Origin of the sequence: Pseudomonas sp. NFACC25, assembly GCF_900100935.1 — a bacterium.
In the GTDB taxonomy this organism is placed as follows: Bacteria; Pseudomonadota; Gammaproteobacteria; order Pseudomonadales; family Pseudomonadaceae; genus Aquipseudomonas; species Aquipseudomonas marginalis.
In genome coordinates this window covers 287,159-304,217 of the sequence record NZ_FMUC01000003.1, presented here as the reverse complement: position 1 = coordinate 304,217, position 17,059 = coordinate 287,159, and the positions used below count along the sequence as shown (strand labels likewise).

The window sequence follows — 17,059 nt, the reverse complement described above, 5'->3', positions numbered from 1 at the left end:
GGAATGGACTTTCCCCAAGCGGGTGCTTGTACATCGATCGATCTCGAGGGGAGACCCTAATGAATTACAACTGGGACTGGGGCGTGTTCTTCAAGTCCACCGGCGTGGGCAGCGAGACTTATCTCGACTGGTACATCGCCGGCCTGGGCTGGACCATCGCCATCGCTGTCGTGGCATGGATTATCGCCTTGCTGCTGGGCTCCATTCTGGGGGTCATGCGCACTGTGCCAAACCGCCTCGTATCAGGCATCGCGACCTGCTACGTGGAACTGTTTCGTAACGTGCCGCTGCTGGTGCAGCTGTTCATCTGGTACTTCCTGATACCCGACCTGCTGCCGCAGAACCTGCAGGACTGGTACAAGCAGGACCTCAACCCGACCACCTCGGCCTACCTGAGCGTTGTCGTGTGCCTGGGCCTGTTCACCGCTGCCCGTGTGTGCGAGCAAGTGCGTACCGGTATCCAGGCGCTGCCACGTGGCCAAGAGGCCGCTGCACGTGCCATGGGCTTCAAGTTGCCGCAGATCTACTGGAACGTGCTGCTGCCCCAGGCCTACCGGATCATCATTCCGCCGCTTACCTCGGAATTCCTCAACGTCTTCAAGAACTCCTCCGTGGCGTCCTTGATCGGCCTGATGGAACTGCTGGCGCAAACCAAACAGACCGCCGAGTTCTCGGCCAACCTGTTTGAAGCCTTCACCCTGGCCACGCTGATCTACTTCACCCTGAACATGAGCCTGATGCTGCTGATGCGCGTGGTCGAGAAGAAAGTCGCAGTGCCCGGCCTGATCTCCGTGGGGGGTAAATAATGGAACTCGATTTCAGCGGCATCATCCCCGCCATCCCGGGCCTGTGGAACGGCATGGTCATGACCTTGAAGCTGATGGTCATGGGCGTGATCGGCGGTATCGCGCTGGGTACGATCCTGGCACTGATGCGCCTGTCGTCCAGCAAACTGCTGTCCCGGGTGGCCGGCGCCTATGTGAACTACTTCCGCTCGATCCCGCTGCTGCTGGTGATCACCTGGTTCTACCTGGCGGTGCCGTTCGTGTTGCGTTGGATCACCGGCGAAGACACCCCGATCGGCGCGTTCACCTCCTGCGTCGTGGCGTTCATGATGTTCGAGGCCGCGTACTTCTGCGAGATCGTGCGGGCCGGCGTGCAGTCGATCCCCAAGGGCCAGATGGCGGCGGCACAGGCAATGGGCATGACCTATGGCCAGACCATGCGCCTGATCATCCTGCCCCAGGCGTTCCGCAAGATGACCCCGTTGCTGCTGCAACAGTCGATCATCCTGTTCCAGGACACCTCGCTGGTCTACACCGTGGGCCTGGTGGACTTCCTCAACTCCGCCCGTTCCAACGGCGACATCATCGGGCGCGCCAATGAGTTCCTGATCTTCGCCGGTGTCGTCTACTTCATCATCAGCTTTTCCGCCTCGCTGCTGGTCAAGCGTCTGCAAAAAAGGTTTGCCGTATGATCTCGATCAAGAACATCAACAAGTGGTATGGCGACTTCCAGGTGCTGACCGATTGCAGCACCGAGGTTAAAAAAGGCGAAGTGATCGTGGTGTGCGGGCCATCGGGCTCGGGCAAGTCCACCCTGATCAAGTGCGTCAACGCGCTGGAACCGTTCCAGAAAGGCGACATAATCGTCGACGGCACCTCCATCGCCGACCCGAAGACCAACCTGCCGAAACTGCGTTCGCGCGTGGGCATGGTGTTCCAGCACTTCGAGCTGTTCCCGCACCTGACCATCACCGAAAACCTGACCATCGCACAGATCAAGGTGCTCGGCCGCAGCAAGGAAGAAGCCACCAAGAAAGGCCTGCAACTGCTTGAGCGCGTCGGCCTGTCGGCGCACGCCCACAAGCACCCGGGCCAGCTTTCCGGTGGCCAGCAGCAACGTGTGGCGATCGCCCGCGCCCTGGCCATGGACCCGATCGTCATGCTGTTCGACGAACCGACCTCGGCCCTCGACCCGGAAATGGTCAACGAAGTACTGGACGTGATGGTGCAACTGGCCCAGGAAGGCATGACCATGATGTGCGTCACCCACGAAATGGGCTTTGCCCGCAAAGTGGCCGACCGCGTGATCTTCATGGACGCCGGCAAGATCATCGAAGACTGCCCGAAGGAAGAGTTCTTCGGCGACATCAGCGCCCGCTCCGAGCGCGCGCAGCACTTCCTTGAGAAAATCCTGCAGCACTAAGTACCACCCAGTTGTGGTGAAGGGGCCACCCCCTTCGCCACAACTGGTTGACCCAAGGCATCTGTGATGAAATGCGACCCCAACCTCTATCGCGCCGCACCGCCATCACTTGCCGTGAAACCTCGTCTGATTCGCCAACTGTTCCTGCCGCCGTTGATCATCGCCCTGATGATCGGCCTGGGTTATATCGGCTTCTGGATCAGTGAGTACTACGGCATCCGCACCCTCAGCGACAACGGCGAACGCCAGCTGGAGCTGCATGCCCGCACCGTCGAGAGTGAAATCAGCAAATACACCTACCTGCCCAGCCTGCTGGAGCTCGAGTCGAGCGTCTCCAAGCTGCTGGCCGAGCCGAACCAGGAAACCCGCAAAACGGTCAACGACTACCTCGAAGGCCTGAACCGACGCAGTCGCAGTCGGGCCATCTACGTGATGGACACCACCGGCCGTGTGCTGGCCACCAGTAACTGGCGCGATGCCGACAGTTACCAGGGTGAAGACCTGTCCTTTCGCGCCTATTTCCAGAATGCCGTGCGCGGCCAGCCCGGGCGTTTCTACGGCATCGGCAGCACCAACGGCGAACCCGGCTACTACCTGGCCCACGGCCTGGAAGAACACGGCAAGATCATCGGCGTGGCGGTGGTCAAAGTGCGCCTCGAAGCCCTGGAAGAGCGCTGGCAACGCGCGCGCCTCGAAGCCTTTGTGAGCGACGAGAACGGCATCATCATTCTCTCCAGCGACCCGGCTCGACGCCTCAAGGCGGTGCGACCGCTGAGCGACGAGACCAAGGATCGCCTGGCCCACAGCCTGCAATATTACTGGGCCACGCTCAACGAACTGGAACCCCTGGCCCGTGAGCGCTTGAATGACCGCAGCGAGAAGCTGACCTTCCCGGCCAACACTGAAGTGGTCAACGACGAGCACGAAGTCAGCTACCTGGCGCAAACCCGCCCACTCAATGACACACCGTGGAATTTCACCCTGCTCACCCCGCTCAACGACCTGCGCCGCGCGGCGATCAACCAGGGCATCCTGGTGGCTGTCGCGTTTGGCCTCGTCGCGTTTTTGCTGATTGCCTGGAACGAGCGGCGCAAAGTCATCGCCACCCGCCTCGCTGCGCGGGAAGCCTTGCAGGAAGCCAACAGCCAGCTGGAACGGCGGATCGCCGAACGCACCGCCGACCTGCGCGCCAGCAACGAGCGGCTCAAGGGCCAGATCCGCGAACGGCGCCAGGCCGAGGAAACCCTGCGCCGCGCCCAGGATGAACTGGTACAGGCCGGCAAGCTGGCGGCCATCGGCCAGATGTCCACCAGCATCGCCCATGAACTGAACCAGCCGTTGGCCGCGCTGCGCACCTTGTCCGGCAACACCGTGCGCTTCCTCGAACGCGGCGCGCTGGACACCGCCAGCGCCAACCTCAAGACCATCAACGAGCTGATCGACCGCATGGGCCGCATCACCGCCAGCCTGCGCTCCTTTGCCCGACGCGGCGATGACCAGGGCGAAGCCAGCCTGGCCAAGGCCGTGGACGCCGCGTTCCAGGTCCTCGGCCCACGCCTGGACAGCCTGCCGCTGAGCCTGCACCGCAACTTTGCCCCGGCCCAATTGCAGATCGACCAGACGCGCCTGGAACAGATCCTGGTCAACCTGATCGGCAACGCCCTCGACGCCATGCAGGCACAACCGGCTCCCGAGTTGTGGCTGGAAGGCAGCGCCGCCGAGGGCAAATACCGCCTGCTGGTGCGCGACAACGGCCACGGCATCGACGCCGAGGCGCGCAAGCATCTGTTCGAACCCTTCTTCACCACCAAACCCGGCGAGCAAGGCCTGGGCCTGGGCCTGACCCTCTCCGCCAGCCTCGCGGCAGCCACCGGCGGCACCCTCGCCGTGGAGCACCCGGCCGGCGGTGGCACTGCCTTTGTCCTGAGCCTGCCGCTGGTGGGCGCTCAACAAGCTGAGTCGACATGAATATTGATCCTCAAGACCTCACCGTGCTGATCGTCGAAGACGACCCCCATGTGCTGCTCGGCTGCCAACAGGCCCTGGCGCTGGAAGACATCCCCAGCGTGGGCGTGGGCAGTGCCGAAGAAGCGTTGAAACGCATCGGCGAGAACTTCGCCGGCATCGTGATCAGCGACATCCGCCTGCCGGGCATCGACGGCCTGGAACTGCTCACCCGTCTCAAGGCCCTGGATAAAAGCCTGCCGGTGGTGCTGATCACCGGGCATGGCGACATCTCCATGGCGGTCGGCGCCATGCGCAATGGCGCCTACGACTTCATGGAGAAACCCTTCTCCCCCGAGCGTCTGGTCGACGTCGCCCGCCGCGCCCTGGAACAACGCGGGCTGGCGCGGGAAGTCTGGTCGCTGCGCCGCCAGTTGGCTGAGCGGGATTCGCTGGAAGGCCGCATCATCGGTCGCTCGCCGGCCATGCAGAACCTGCGCGAGCTGATCGCCAACGTCGCCGATACCTCGGCCAACGTGCTGATCGAAGGCGAGACCGGCACCGGCAAGGAACTGGTCGCGCGTTGCCTGCATGATTTCAGCCGCCGGCACGCCCACCAGTTCGTCGCCCTCAACTGCGGCGGCCTGCCGGAGAACCTGTTCGAAAGCGAGATTTTCGGCCACGAAGCCAACGCCTTCACCGGCGCCGGCAAGCGCCGTATCGGCAAGATCGAACACGCCCATGAAGGCACGCTGTTCCTCGATGAAGTGGAAAGCATGCCGATCAACCTGCAGATCAAATTGCTGCGGGTGCTGCAGGAGCGCACCCTGGAACGCCTGGGCTCGAACCAGAGCGTGGCCGTGGATTGCCGGGTGATCGCCGCCACCAAGTCCGACCTCGACGAACTGAGCCGCGCCAGCCAGTTCCGCAGCGACCTGTACTACCGCCTCAACGTGGTGACCCTGGAACTGCCGCCCCTGCGCGAACGCCGCGAAGACATCCTGCAACTGTTCGAACACTTCCTGCAGCAGTCGTCGCTGCGTTTTGACCGCACCGCGCCGGAACTGGACAACCAGACCCTCTCCAGCCTGATGAGCCACGACTGGCCCGGTAACGTACGCGAACTGCGCAACGTCGCCGAACGCTTCGCCCTCGGCCTGCCCGCCTTCAAGAAAAGCGGGGCCAGCAGCGGCAGCCAAGGCCTGGCGTTCACCGAAGCGGTGGAAGCCTTTGAACGCAACCTGCTCAGCGACGCCCTGCAACGCAGCGGCGGCAACCTGACCCAGGCCAGCCAGGAACTGGGCATGGCCAAGACCACCCTGTTCGACAAGGTCAAGAAATACGGGTTGAGCCACTGATGGATGTTTTTTTGAAAGCCGCCCTGGGCGCGGCGGTGGTGCTGATCCTGGCGGCACTGGCCAAGACCAGGAACTACTACATCGCCGGGCTGGTGCCGCTGTTTCCGACCTTTGCGTTGATCGCCCATTACATCGTCGGCAAGGGCCGCTCGCTGGACGATTTGAAGACCACCATCCTGTTCGGGATGTGGTCGATCATTCCCTACTTTTTGTATTTGGCGACGTTGTATGTGATGGTGGACCGCATGCGGCTGGAGGCCTCTTTAGCCGTCGCGGCGGTAGCGTGGCTGATGGCCGCGACGGTGTTGGTGAGCGTGTGGGTACGCGTCCACGCCTGACACCACTCAATCCAAATGTGGGAGGGGGCTTGCCCCCGATAGCGGTGTATCAGTCACCTTATCTTTAACTGACCCACTGCCATCGGGGGCAAGCCCCCTCCCACATTTTTAATCGAGGCATGTCAGCGGACGATCTTGTCGACCTGGATGCCCAGCTTCTTCAACCGATACCAGAAGCTTCTCTCGGAAATTCCTATCTTCGCCGCCGCCGCAGCCTGCACGCCGTTGCTCTCCTGCAAGGCGGCCAGGATGTAGGCTTTCTCCACCTCCGCCAGCGCCGCATCCAGGTCCTGGGGAATCCCCGGCCCGTCGCTGAGGATCGCGGTCATGCCGCCTTCGCTGGGTTTGGAAGCAAACAGATAGCCCGGCAAATCAATGTCTTCGATCACGGGCGTGGCGGCCACGATGGTCGCGCGCTCCACACAGTTTTGCAGCTCACGGATATTGCCCGGCCAGTGATACGCGGCCATGGCCTGCAACGCCTCAGGGCTGAAGCCGGTAATCCGCTTGCCGGCTGTGGCGCTGAGGGTCCGGGCAAAGTGGCGGGCCAGGGGCGCGATGTCTTCCACGCGTTCACGCAGGGCCGGCAGCGGGATCGGGAACACATTGAGGCGGTAATACAAGTCTTCACGAAACGCCTTGTTGGCCACCGCCTCCAGCAGGTTCTTGTTGGTGGCGGCGATCACCCGCACATCTACCTTGCGCTCGCGGGGGTCGCCCACCGGCTCGATCACCCGCTCCTGCAAGGCCCGCAGGATCTTGGCCTGCAAGGCCAGGGGCATATCGCCCACTTCATCGAGAAACAGCGTGCCCTTGTCGGCCTGCTGGAAGCGCCCGACCCGGTCAGACACGGCGCCGGTAAACGCGCCCTTGCGATGGCCGAACATTTCGCTTTCCAGCAGCCCTTCGGGGATCGCCGCGCAGTTGACCGCCACAAACGGCTTGTCGGCACGGCTGCCGTGCTTGTGGATGGCGCGGGCGACCATTTCCTTGCCGGTGCCGCTTTCGCCGGTCAGCAAGATGGTGGTGCTGCTGTCGCGCACCGAATCCACCGCCTGCAGCACCTTGCGAAACGCCGGGCTGTCGCCCACCAGGCTGTCGAACTGCGCCTGCTCATCCAGCTCGGCGCGCAGGCGCGCGTTGTCGCGCATGATGTCGCGAAACTGCAGGGCCTTGGCCACGGTGATGTCCAGCTCGTCGATATCGAACGGTTTGGCAATGTAGTCGTAGGCCCCGTTGCGCATCGACTGCACGGCGTTTTTCACCGTGCTGTAGGCGGTCATCACGATCACCGGCACGTGGGGGTAACGCACCTTGATCTCGGCCAGCAAAGCCGGCCCGTCCATGCCCGGCATGCGCCAGTCACTGATCACCAGGTCGATGTCTTCCTGTTCCAGCACCTTGAGCGCATGCAGGCCGTTGCCCGCAATGAACACCTGCACGTTGTTCTGACCCAGGGCCGACGCCAGCAGGTCGCAGAGCTTGGGTTCGTCGTCGACTACCAGAATGTTATGCGTCATGACTGTCCTCGTCGTCTTCGCCTGTCGCTGGAATGTACAGGCTGAAGGTGGCGCCGGCATCGTTTTCGCTGGCGCATTCGATGCTGCCGTCGTGACTTTCCATGATCGAATAGACTTTGGCCAGGCCCAGGCCCGTGCCCGAGGCCTTGGTGGTGACGAATGGCGTAAAGATGCGTTCGATCATCTCCGGCGCGATGCCCTGGCCGGTGTCGGCGATGGCGATGACGGTGTTGTCGCCTTCGCTGCGGATCCCCAGGGTCAGGCGCCCGCCTTCAGGCATGGCATCGATGGCGTTGAGAATCAGGTTGAGGCAGGCCTGCTTGAGTTGCTTGGCGTCGGCGTAGATCGTCGCCCCCGGCGCCTGGTCGTCGATCTGCGCGTCGATGTTATGGCTGGCCAGTTCCGGCGCGCAGAAGCCCAGGATCTCCTCCACCAGCGGACGGGCCGGCTGCAGCACGCGCAACGGTGGGTTGGGTTTGGCAAAGTCGAGGAACTCGGTGATCAGGTCATTGATGCGGCTGACTTCGCTGATCACATATTCCAGGTGGCGCTTGTCGGCGTCCGGCAGGTCAACGCGGCGGTGCAACAACTGGGTGGCCGTCTTGATGATGCCCAACGGGTTACGGATCTCATGGGCCAGGCCCATGGCGACTTCACCCAGTGCATGCAGGCGATCACGCCGGCGCAGTTGGGCTTCGAGGTGGTGCAGCTCGCCCAGGCGCTCGGTCATATGGTTGAAGGTGCTGCTCAATTGCGCCAGTTCATCGCCGCCACTGACCAGCACGCGGTGCGTGTAGTTGCCTGAGATCACCGCGCCCACGCCTTCGGACAAGTCCCGCAACGGCTTGGTCAGGCGCCGTGACACCAGCACCCCCGCCGCCAGGGACAGCGCCGAGCTGAGCAGGAAAATCAGCACGAACAGATTGCTCTGGTTCACCAGCCCCACCAGGCTGGTATGGCGCAGCAGGCCGCTGAAAATCACGCCTTGCAGGTCACCGGCGTCGTTGAAAATCGGCCAGTACAACCCGCTGTAGCTGTTGGTGAACTGCTCGCTGGGCTGCTTGGTACTGCGCATCGCGGTCTCGACACTTTTCGGAATGCGCGCAGGATGGTCCACGAAGCGCTGGGTCGAAAATATCTCCGAGAACCCCTCGGGGTTGGCCAGGTACAGGCGCAGGTCGAGGGAATGCACATCGGCCACGCTGGTGAGAAAGCTGCTGTCCAGGTAGGTCGCCACCAACAGGCGGTAGTCGACGCCGTCCTGGCTGGTTTCGAAGGTCGAGACCACAATCCCGGTGCTCACCCCTGCCACTTGCACGGTCTGCAGCACCGCGTTGCTGGTCAGGCTGATCTGTTTGACAATGTCATCGGAAGCCGTGCTGAACACCACCTTTTGATCGCTGGTGCGGATCAGCGCCACCACGTCGATGTCGGTGGCATCGGCGATGTCTGCGGTCAGCCGGTCATGCTTGGCCGCCTGCCGGCTCGAGGGCGGGCTGGTGTAGCGCAGGAACAGTTTGGCCATGCGCGCGTTGTCGTGAAGGATGTCGCCGATCTCGTCCTTGACGATCTTGGTCGATTCCTGCAGCCAGATGCGCACGTTGCTGTCGAAAATCTGCGACAGCGTGGTCGCCGCCAGCTCCGCCGCGATCATGGTGGGAATCACGCTGACCAGCCAGAACGCCAGCACCAGCTTGCGCTGGACGCTCCAGCGCGAAATGGCAAAGGGGCGGGCTTTCTGGCGGGTCTTGGTGATCATCAGGTTTCGCTTATCGCAGCAGCCATGGCAGGGTCGGAACGATCCGGTCGAATAAACAGTTTTACAAGCGTGAGCAGGCCGTTGACCAGCCGGTTGCGGTGGCGGAAAAACACACTGTTGCCCTGGAACTCGCAACCCAGGCGCAGCTTACTGGCATACCCGGCCTGGCCGCACTCATACACCGCAATATTGTGTTGAATACAGTAGTCGACGTTGGTCAGCCAGCTGCGGAAGTACAGGTTGTAGTCACGGCTGAACGCAACGTCATGGGCGAAAAACTTGTCCACCAACCGGTGCTCGTCCAGCAGCAGCAGGTTGAACGCCACCAACTGCTCGTCGACCCAGTAAAGAACACAGACGGCGCGATCGCCAAGGCGTTCCAGCACGCCGGTGAAATAGCCGGCAGGCAGGCGTTCGAACTGCAACTCGGCGCGCGTCAGCGTGGCCTCATACAGGCGCATGACCTCGGGCAGCACGTCGTCGATATTGCCGCGCCACTCCACCCGCGGTCCAGGTGCACGCAGCTTGCGGCGCAAGTCCTTGCGGGTGGATTTGCCCAGCGAGCCGAGGTAGGCGTCCACCGAGCCGTATGGCAGCGGCAACACCCCGGTGGGCAAGCCCGGCATGCTTTGAAACCCCCCCACCCGGCAACTGTCGAGCCAATGGGGATCCTGGCTGGGTGCATCCTTGACCGCCAGCAGGCCGATACCGAAGTCATCGGCATCCTGGCGCGCGGCTTCCAGCAAGTGTTTGAGCAACAACGGACGACGCGACTCGGGCACGCCACTGGCCACCCCGGCGTCGCAACGCTCGGCCACCGGGGAGCCAATGGCATACAGGCCCAATTGCAAAACACCCGGCCACAGCCGCTCCACACGTTCGGCCAAACGCTTGCCGGCGCCCGACACCGTGGTGTCGAGGCGATAATGGGTGATGAACGCGGCAGCCACGGCCACCAGCGTTCCGTTGTCATAAACCGCCAGGTAGCGCCATTGGAAATCATCGATGGCGGCGTTTTCCACGGCGACGTAATAGTCCCAGTCTTCCAGGGCACCGGGAAAACAGTCGTTCCAGGCGCTACGCTGGAGGGCCCGGATGGTCGGGAAGGCTTGGGTGGTGATCACATCGTTTCCCTTGTTATGGCTGGCGAGCTTGCTGTGGTGAGCGGCTTATTGTGGTGAGCGGGCTTGCTGTGGTGAGCGGGCTTGCCCCGCGCTGGGCGGCGAAGCAGCCCCAAACCCAGGCACCTCAGTTCTAACTGGACGCATGCAGTGTCAGTGATGGGGCGGCTTCGCCGCCCGGCGCGGGGCAAGCCCGCTCACCACAACAAGCCCGCTCACCACAACAGCAAGCCAGCTCAACACAACAAGCCCGCTCACCACAAAGTAAGCCGGCGTCCACAAACGCGGTGTGCCGTTCGACAAAGTCAGCACTCAACTCGATGACCCGGCGGTATTGCAGGTCGACGGTGATCATGTGGTAGCAGTTGTCCAGCAGGATCTTGGTCACCGGGCCGCCCAGGTGACGCTCCACGTAATCGGCGTTCCAGCGGCTGGTGATGTCGTCTTCGAGGGAATGCAGCACCAGGGCCGGCACCTTGACCTTGGGCATGCGTTTCCTGACCACGGCGTTCATGCGGTGCAATTCGCGCACCGTGATGCCTTCCATGGTCAGCAAACCGGCTTCGCTGCTCTGCCCTTCCTTCATCTGCCGCTCGACGATTGCCCGCAGGCGTTCGTTCTTGATGCCGTAGGGCGGCTTCTCTTCGAAGCGGCAGATGTGCACGCCGAACGGAATCTTCATCAGCAACGGCGTGAGGAATGCCAGCTTGTTGATGCTCCAGCCGTCGTACTTGAGGGTGGTCGAATACATCAACAGCCCGGCAACTTGCCCAGGGTGCTCGGCAGCCACGTACATCGACATCACCGCGCCCATGGACAAGCCACCGACAAACACCTGCTCGTGGCGTTGCCTGACCTGCACGAAGGTCTTGCGCACGCCCTCGTACCAGTCCAGCCAGCCGGTGGCCTGCAGGTCGCTGTTGTCACCACAGTGCCCGGCCAGGGTGGGCACGTACACCGTGCAGTTACCCGCCTTGGCCAGGCCCTTGGCGACCTGGCGCAGTTCCGTCGGGGTGCCGGTCAGGCCGTGGATCAACAGGATCCCGACCGGACCTTCACCGAGAACGAAACCGGCGCGGCCTTCACCGAGGTCGATCCCGGCGGCGCTCACCGTTGGGTCGCCCGTACCAGCAGTTGCTCGAGCAGCTTCAGGCCCAGTTCGATTTCCGGGTAGCTGATTTCCAGGGACGGTGCCAGGGTGATCACGTTTTTGTAGTAGCCGCCCACGTCGAGGATCAGGCCGAGTTTGCGGCCATCGACGACCATGTCGCCTTTCATGCCTTCTTCGACCATGTAGTCCAGGGTCGCCTTGTCCGGCGTGAAGCCGTCCGGGCCGCAGATTTCGCAGCGCAGGGCCAGGCCCAGGCCGTCGACGTCGCCGATGATCGGGAAACGTTTCTGCAGGTCCTGCAGGCCTTCGAGGAAGAATTTGCCCTTGGCCATGACCATCGCGCCGTAGTCGACTTCGTTGGTCATCTTGAACATTTCCAGGCCCACCGCCGTGCCCAATGGGTTGGAGGCGAACGTGGAGTGGGTCGAACCTGGCGGGAAGATCTTCGGGTTGATCAACTCTTCACGGGCCCAGATACCGCCCAGTGGGTTGAGGCCGTTGGTCAGCGCCTTGCCGAAGACGATCACGTCCGGTTGGACGTCAAAGTGTTCGATGGACCAGAGTTTGCCGGTGCGGTAGAAGCCCATCTGGATTTCGTCGGACACCATCAGGATGCCGTGCTGATCCAACACATGCTTGAGTTCGCGATAGAAGTTCATCGGCGGGATCACGTAGCCACCGGTGCCCTGGATCGGCTCGACGTAGAACGCGGCGTATTCACTCTGGCCGACTTTCGGGTCCCACACGCCGTTGTATTCGGTCTCGAACAGGCGTGCGAATTGCTGCACGCAGTGGCTGCCGTACTCTTCCTTGGTCATGCCTTTAGGCCCGCGGAAGTGGTACGGGAACGGGATGAACTGCGCACGCTCGCCGAAGTGGCCGTAGCGGCGACGGTAGCGGTAGCTGGAGGTGATCGACGAGGCGCCGAGGGTCCGGCCGTGATAGCCGCCTTCGAAGGCGAACATCAGGCTTTTGCCGTTGGTGGCGTTACGCACCACTTTCAGGGAGTCTTCGATCGACTGCGAGCCGCCGACGTTGAAGTGCACGCGACCGTCGAGGCCGAATTTCTTCTTGGCGTCCACCGCGATCATTTCCGACAGCTCGATCTTGCCTTTGTGCAGGTACTGGCTGGCGATTTGCGGCAGGGTGTCGATCTGCTGTTTCAGCGCGTTGTTCAGGCGCGGGTTGGCGTAGCCGAAGTTGACGGCCGAGTACCACATTTGCAGGTCGAGGTAGGCCTGGTCTTCGGTGTCCCACACGTAGGAGCCTTCGCAACGGCTGAAAATACGCGGTGGCTCGATGTAGTGAACGGTGTCGCCGTAGGAGCAATACTTGGCTTCTTTATCCAGAAGGATCTGGTCTTCGGCGGTAGCGATGCGGATATCAGACATGGTGGAAGAGTTCCTGATTGTCAGAAGAGGTATTGAAGGTGGTGGCGTTGGCAGCGATGCCCTGAGGCAGGCGGGCCAGCAACGCAGGCACTTCGGCGAAGGTGTCGAAGCGCGCGTGAGGGATGTTGTTGGCTGCGCAGTACTGGGCGAGGCTGCCTTTGGCGAACACGAAGTCGGCGGTGGAGGCCACGCACATGTCCGACTTGCCGTCGCCGATCACCAGCACGCGCTTGTTGCGCGGGGTGGATTTGCACTTGCAGTTGCCGGACGCGGCGCGGCAGGCATCGCTGGCATACGGGAAGTCGATGCGCCAGCTGTTCTGGTCGACCTGGCGCAGGCGGTTGGCAAGGATCGGCAGCAAGGTCACGTAGTTGCGCGACAGGATCCGCGCAATCCCCTGTTCGATGCCGTCGCTGACCACTTCGAGGGAAGCGCCCAGGCCAAGCACGTGATCGACGAAGTCGGGAAAATCCGGGTCGATCTCGACACTGTCGAAATACGCCAGCAGTTCACTTGGGGTGGCCTTGATCAGCGCCAGTTGACGGCTCAGGCATTCGCGGGAACCGATATGCCCATCCAGCCATTCCTGTTCGATGGTTTCCCACTCGGGGCCGGCGAAGCGTTGGAGGACGTTGTCGATGACATCGGTGGGGGTAATGGTCCCGTCGAAGTCACACACGATATGCCAGTGGATCATCTGCGTTTACCTTGAGGAGCGCGCTGTGTGCGCTTGCCCAAGGGGTAGAGCAGGGAGTGTGCCAACTGGCTGAAGCCCAGCCGGGCTGGGGGTTCTGGCGTTAGCGGTGGAGATATGTGTCGTGCAAGCTACAATTTTTGTAGCTCGCTACAAACAAGATGAGTGCTTGCGCAAGGGATGCCCTTCGCGCGTTCATGCGCGCATGTCCACATAAGGAACCTGCTCCATGCTCAAACTCACTTGCGCTGTATTCGCCGGTTTACTGGGGCTGTGGGGCATTGCCGACCCCGCCCTGGCATCCCCGATCACCGGTGAAGTCGGCGCGGGCCTCAGTTATCAACCCCACGACCCCACCGGCAGCCGCTACGAAACCCGCCCCGTGCCCTACCTGGACCTGGACTGGGGCCCTGTCAGCCTGAGCACCGATGACGGCCTGACCTGGAGCGCCCTGAACACCAACGGTTTTACCGCCGGCCCCTACATCAACTACCTGCAGGGGCGTACTTCCAACGGCGAGCTGCAAGGCCTGCGCAATGTGTCGGACATGGCGGAAGTGGGCGGTTTCATCCAATACGCGCCGGCCGACTTCTGGCGCGTGTACGCCCGGATGGGCCAGGCCGTGGGCGGCGGGCACTCGCAGAGCGGTGCGCTGGGCAAGGTCGGCGGCGAGCTGGGCTACCCACTGGGAGGCGGGATTATCGGCAGCAGCGGCCTGGCGGCGAATTTCGCCGATGCGCGCCAGACTCAAACCTATTTCGGGGTAGACGCCAATGAATCCGCGGCCTCCGGCATTCGCCCCTACAACGCCAGCGGCGGTTTCCAGAACCTCACGCTGACCCAGAGCTTCGAGTTCCCCCTGGCCTCCCACTGGTCGCTGCTGACCAGCGCCAGCTGGATCCACCTGGTGGGCTCGGCGGCCAACAGCAGCATCGTCAAGGAGACGGGCGACGTGAACCAGGGCCAGGTGCAGACGGCGATCAGCTACAGGTTCGATTGATCACTTCGGACAACATGTGGGAGCAAGCCCCCTCCCACATGGGTCCGTGTTTCAGTTTTCCTCGCCCTCGGCCAACAGCGCGATTCCGCCGATAATCACCGCAACGCCCACCCAATGCAGCGGGCTGATATGTTCCCCCAGCCCCAGCCACGAACCGAGCAACACCACCACAAACACCAGTGAACTCAGTGGAAACGCCAGGGACAGGCTGCTGCGCCGCAGGATCAGCATCCACACGAAAAACGCGCCGATGTAGCAGGCAATCGCCGCCAGGATTCCCGGGTTGCGCGCCACCTCGGACAACCACTGCCAGTTGAAATCCATCTGCCCCAGCTGGTCCCCTGCAACCTTGGTAAACAGCTGCCCGGCACTCTCGGTGCAGATCAGCAAGGCCCACAGCACCACCGTGCCGAGGCGCCCATGCAACCAACCGGTATGCATCGTTTGCGTACTCATGCCTGACTCCCAGCAATCGCTACCAGCATCACACCCAAGGTAATCACCAGCGTGCCCAGCCAACGGCGGCGGCTGACGGTTTCGCCCAGTACCACCTTGCCGGCCAGCACCACCCCGCAATAGGCCAGGGCCGCCGCTGGGAATAACAGGCTCAACGGCGCACGAGACAGCGCTTCAAGCCACACGAAAAACTCGATCACATAGGCCGCGATCCCCGCCCACAGCAACGGCGCATTGAACACCTGGCCCCAGAACGCATTCAGGCGAAAGCCGCCCTCCAGCTCCGGCAAACGGTCCAGGCCGAGCTTGAAACACAGTTGACCGATCACATCGAGCACGATGGAAAAGGCCACGAGCAACACCACAGTCAAGGTCACGGGAACAGCTCCTCAAACAGGTCGATCAGGGCTTCATTGGTGGCGGCGTTGCGCTGCAGATCCTCCGGGCTCCAGCGCTCCGCGGGCGGCTGGTCGGACTTGGCTTCCCAACGCTTGAACGCGTTGCTGAACGCCGGCGTGGCGAACTCGCCGCACACGTCGATGCCGATGATGCGCTTGCGCGCCGCCAATGCGCGCAGGGCTTGCAGCAGGTGGGTCAGGCGCATGCCGCCCTGGTCCCAGTTGGTGGCGGCGTCTTCACTGGCGAGCACGTCTTTGTCGATGGTGATCCAGATCGCTTCGGTGGGCAGGCTGCCGATCATCTGCTCGAGAAACGCCGGCCAGTCCAGCTCCGCCAGGTTGCGCCAGTGCAGGTGGTTTTCCTGCTGCTGGTGGCCGGCGCCATCGCCGACCCGGCCCCAGACTTTCGACGGCGGGTGCTGCCAGGGGAACAGTTGCAGGCGCCCGCGCTTGAGGGCTCCGAGGTTGCCGCCACGCAGTTGCGGGTTATGCAGGTCATCGCTGCACGGGCCGAGGGTGACGATGCGTTTGATCGCCGGCATGTTCAATGCGCGGTTGACCCACGAGCCACAGTGACGCTTGGGCGCAAAGCGCACCCAGTCTGGGTGGTTGTCGAAGTGGATCAGGCTGATGGGTTCTTTCAGGTCGGCCAGAAACGCCGGCGTCAGGTGGTGATAATCGCCGGAGCCGACGAACAGGATTTCCGGGCGCGCATCCGTGGGCCGGGGCCGCCGGGCCAGGCGCTCGGCGAAGCGCTTCCAGGTTTTTTCGGTGGACCACAGGCGCAGCTTCGGGCCCAGGTCCAGCAGGTCGATACGCGTGGCACGGCCACTGGCCAGACGCCGGGCAATCGGTGCCTGACCGGTGAGGCTGTGGTCGAGGTCGAGAATATTCAAGGTCATGTTTCCCCTATGGCTTTAGGGGGGCGATGCAAGGGGCGGGCCAGCGTTTACCTCAAGGACAGTGAGAAACAAATGTGAGAGGGGGCTTGCTCCCGATAGCAGAGTGTCAGTCAACAAAGATGTTGAATGTGCCACCGCTATCGGGGGCAAGCCCCCTCCCACATTTGGATCAGTGTTCGATTTTAGTTTTTAGCTTCGCTGATGATCTGGCGAATCGCCCCCACAAAGGCTTCCGCCGGCTGGCCACCGCTGACGGCGTACTGGTCGTTGAACACGATGGTCGGCACCGACGTCACCCCACGGGAGGTCCACAACTGCTCTTGCTCGCGGACTTCGGCGGCGTATTCATCGCTGGCGAGAATCTCGGCGGCGCGCTTTATATCCAGGCCGACGCTTTCGGCGATGATCGCCAGGGTGGCGTGATCGGAAGGGTCCTGGCCATCGCTGAAGTAGGCCTTGAACAACGCCTCCTTGAGGTTGTACTGCAAGCCCTCGAGCCCGGCCCAATGCAGCAGGCGGTGTGCGTCGAAGGTGTTGTAGATACGGCTCTGGCCGTCGGTGCGGAAGGCAAAGCCCAGCTCGGCGCCCATGTCGCGGATACGCGCACGATTGGCCTGGGACTCTTCGGCGCTGGAGCCGTATTTCTCGGTGATATGCTCGACGATATTTTGCCCTTCGGCGGGCATGTTCGGGTTCAGTTCGAACGGCTGGAAATGGATCTCGGCCTGCACCTCGCTGCCAAGCTGGTCGAGGGCTTCGGTCAGGCCGCGCAGGCCGATGATGCACCAGGGGCAGGACACGTCGCTGACGAAATCGATTTTCAGGGGAGTACTCATGACAGGCAACCTCGCAGGCTTCA

At 62.5% G+C, this 17,059-nt stretch carries 17 protein-coding genes; 7 read left to right on the top strand and 10 right to left on the bottom strand.

Annotated elements, in window-relative coordinates; genetic code table 11:
* Nucleotides 1-59: 59 nt before the first annotated feature.
* From BLQ09_RS09035 to BLQ09_RS09010, 6 genes are all read left to right on the top strand, one after another.
* The gene (locus BLQ09_RS09035; protein ID WP_024073702.1) at nucleotides 60-806 is read left to right on the top strand and encodes an amino acid ABC transporter permease; all 747 of its coding nucleotides are present in this window, start codon (nucleotides 60-62) and stop codon (nucleotides 804-806) included.
* Complete coding sequence (locus BLQ09_RS09030) at nucleotides 806-1,477, top strand: amino acid ABC transporter permease (RefSeq protein ID WP_092356335.1); 672 nt, start codon at nucleotides 806-808, stop codon at nucleotides 1,475-1,477. Before BLQ09_RS09035 ends, BLQ09_RS09030 begins: the two co-directional genes overlap by 1 nt.
* The gene (locus BLQ09_RS09025) at nucleotides 1,474-2,208 is read left to right on the top strand and encodes an amino acid ABC transporter ATP-binding protein (RefSeq protein WP_027604602.1); all 735 of its coding nucleotides are present in this window, start codon (nucleotides 1,474-1,476) and stop codon (nucleotides 2,206-2,208) included. Before BLQ09_RS09030 ends, BLQ09_RS09025 begins: the two co-directional genes overlap by 4 nt.
* A gap of 66 nt (nucleotides 2,209-2,274) precedes the next feature.
* The gene (locus BLQ09_RS09020; protein WP_092356332.1) at nucleotides 2,275-4,176 is read left to right on the top strand and encodes a two-component sensor histidine kinase AauS; all 1,902 of its coding nucleotides are present in this window, start codon (nucleotides 2,275-2,277) and stop codon (nucleotides 4,174-4,176) included.
* On the top strand, nucleotides 4,173-5,510 hold the full coding sequence (locus BLQ09_RS09015) for a two-component response regulator AauR (RefSeq protein WP_065926532.1): 1,338 nt from the start codon (nucleotides 4,173-4,175) through the stop codon (nucleotides 5,508-5,510). Before BLQ09_RS09020 ends, BLQ09_RS09015 begins: the two co-directional genes overlap by 4 nt.
* A complete protein-coding gene (locus BLQ09_RS09010; protein WP_092356329.1) occupies nucleotides 5,510-5,848 on the top strand; it encodes a GlpM family protein in 339 nt (112 codons plus the stop codon). The genes BLQ09_RS09015 and BLQ09_RS09010 overlap by 1 nt, the downstream gene beginning before the upstream one ends.
* Before the next feature lie 122 nt (nucleotides 5,849-5,970).
* Here BLQ09_RS09010 and BLQ09_RS09005 read toward each other — a convergent pair whose 3' ends face one another.
* The 6 genes from BLQ09_RS09005 to BLQ09_RS08980 form a co-directional block, all read right to left on the bottom strand.
* Nucleotides 5,971-7,368 (bottom strand): sigma-54-dependent transcriptional regulator, encoded by a 1,398-nt coding sequence (locus BLQ09_RS09005; RefSeq protein ID WP_092356326.1) that lies wholly within the window; start codon nucleotides 7,366-7,368, stop codon nucleotides 5,971-5,973.
* The gene (locus BLQ09_RS09000; protein ID WP_092356323.1) at nucleotides 7,358-9,127 is read right to left on the bottom strand and encodes a HAMP domain-containing sensor histidine kinase; all 1,770 of its coding nucleotides are present in this window, start codon (nucleotides 9,125-9,127) and stop codon (nucleotides 7,358-7,360) included. Before BLQ09_RS09000 ends, BLQ09_RS09005 begins: the two co-directional genes overlap by 11 nt.
* A complete protein-coding gene (locus BLQ09_RS08995) occupies nucleotides 9,127-10,251 on the bottom strand; it encodes a GNAT family N-acetyltransferase (RefSeq protein WP_092356320.1) in 1,125 nt (374 codons plus the stop codon). Before BLQ09_RS08995 ends, BLQ09_RS09000 begins: the two co-directional genes overlap by 1 nt.
* A 130-nt stretch (nucleotides 10,252-10,381) precedes the next feature.
* Nucleotides 10,382-11,359 carry an alpha/beta hydrolase gene (locus BLQ09_RS08990; RefSeq protein WP_092356318.1) on the bottom strand — a complete coding sequence of 326 codons (978 nt, stop codon included), beginning with the start codon at nucleotides 11,357-11,359 and terminating at the stop codon, nucleotides 10,382-10,384.
* Nucleotides 11,356-12,750, bottom strand: coding sequence for an aspartate aminotransferase family protein (locus BLQ09_RS08985; protein WP_027604609.1), 1,395 nt, complete (start codon nucleotides 12,748-12,750; stop codon nucleotides 11,356-11,358). Before BLQ09_RS08985 ends, BLQ09_RS08990 begins: the two co-directional genes overlap by 4 nt.
* Nucleotides 12,743-13,447, bottom strand: a complete 705-nt coding sequence (locus tag BLQ09_RS08980; RefSeq protein WP_027604610.1) for an MtnX-like HAD-IB family phosphatase — start codon at nucleotides 13,445-13,447, stop codon at nucleotides 12,743-12,745. Before BLQ09_RS08980 ends, BLQ09_RS08985 begins: the two co-directional genes overlap by 8 nt.
* A 226-nt stretch (nucleotides 13,448-13,673) precedes the next feature.
* Between BLQ09_RS08980 and BLQ09_RS08975 the strand changes: the two genes are divergently transcribed.
* Entirely contained in the window at nucleotides 13,674-14,444 is a 771-nt protein-coding gene (locus BLQ09_RS08975) for a MipA/OmpV family protein (protein ID WP_092356315.1), read from the top strand.
* Nucleotides 14,445-14,495: 51 nt separating this feature from the next.
* Here BLQ09_RS08975 and BLQ09_RS08970 read toward each other — a convergent pair whose 3' ends face one another.
* The 4 genes from BLQ09_RS08970 to BLQ09_RS08955 all read right to left on the bottom strand — a co-directional run bounded on the left by BLQ09_RS08970 (nucleotide 14,496) and on the right by BLQ09_RS08955 (nucleotide 17,036).
* Nucleotides 14,496-14,900, bottom strand: a complete 405-nt coding sequence (locus BLQ09_RS08970; protein WP_027604612.1) for a DMT family transporter — start codon at nucleotides 14,898-14,900, stop codon at nucleotides 14,496-14,498.
* Nucleotides 14,897-15,277 (bottom strand): DMT family transporter, encoded by a 381-nt coding sequence (locus tag BLQ09_RS08965; protein WP_027604613.1) that lies wholly within the window; start codon nucleotides 15,275-15,277, stop codon nucleotides 14,897-14,899. Before BLQ09_RS08965 ends, BLQ09_RS08970 begins: the two co-directional genes overlap by 4 nt.
* Entirely contained in the window at nucleotides 15,274-16,194 is a 921-nt protein-coding gene (locus BLQ09_RS08960) for an arginase family protein (RefSeq protein WP_027604614.1), read from the bottom strand. The genes BLQ09_RS08965 and BLQ09_RS08960 overlap by 4 nt, the downstream gene beginning before the upstream one ends.
* A 188-nt stretch (nucleotides 16,195-16,382) precedes the next feature.
* Nucleotides 16,383-17,036 carry a DsbA family oxidoreductase gene (locus tag BLQ09_RS08955; protein WP_027604615.1) on the bottom strand — a complete coding sequence of 218 codons (654 nt, stop codon included), beginning with the start codon at nucleotides 17,034-17,036 and terminating at the stop codon, nucleotides 16,383-16,385.
* Nucleotides 17,037-17,059: the final 23 nt, after the last annotated feature.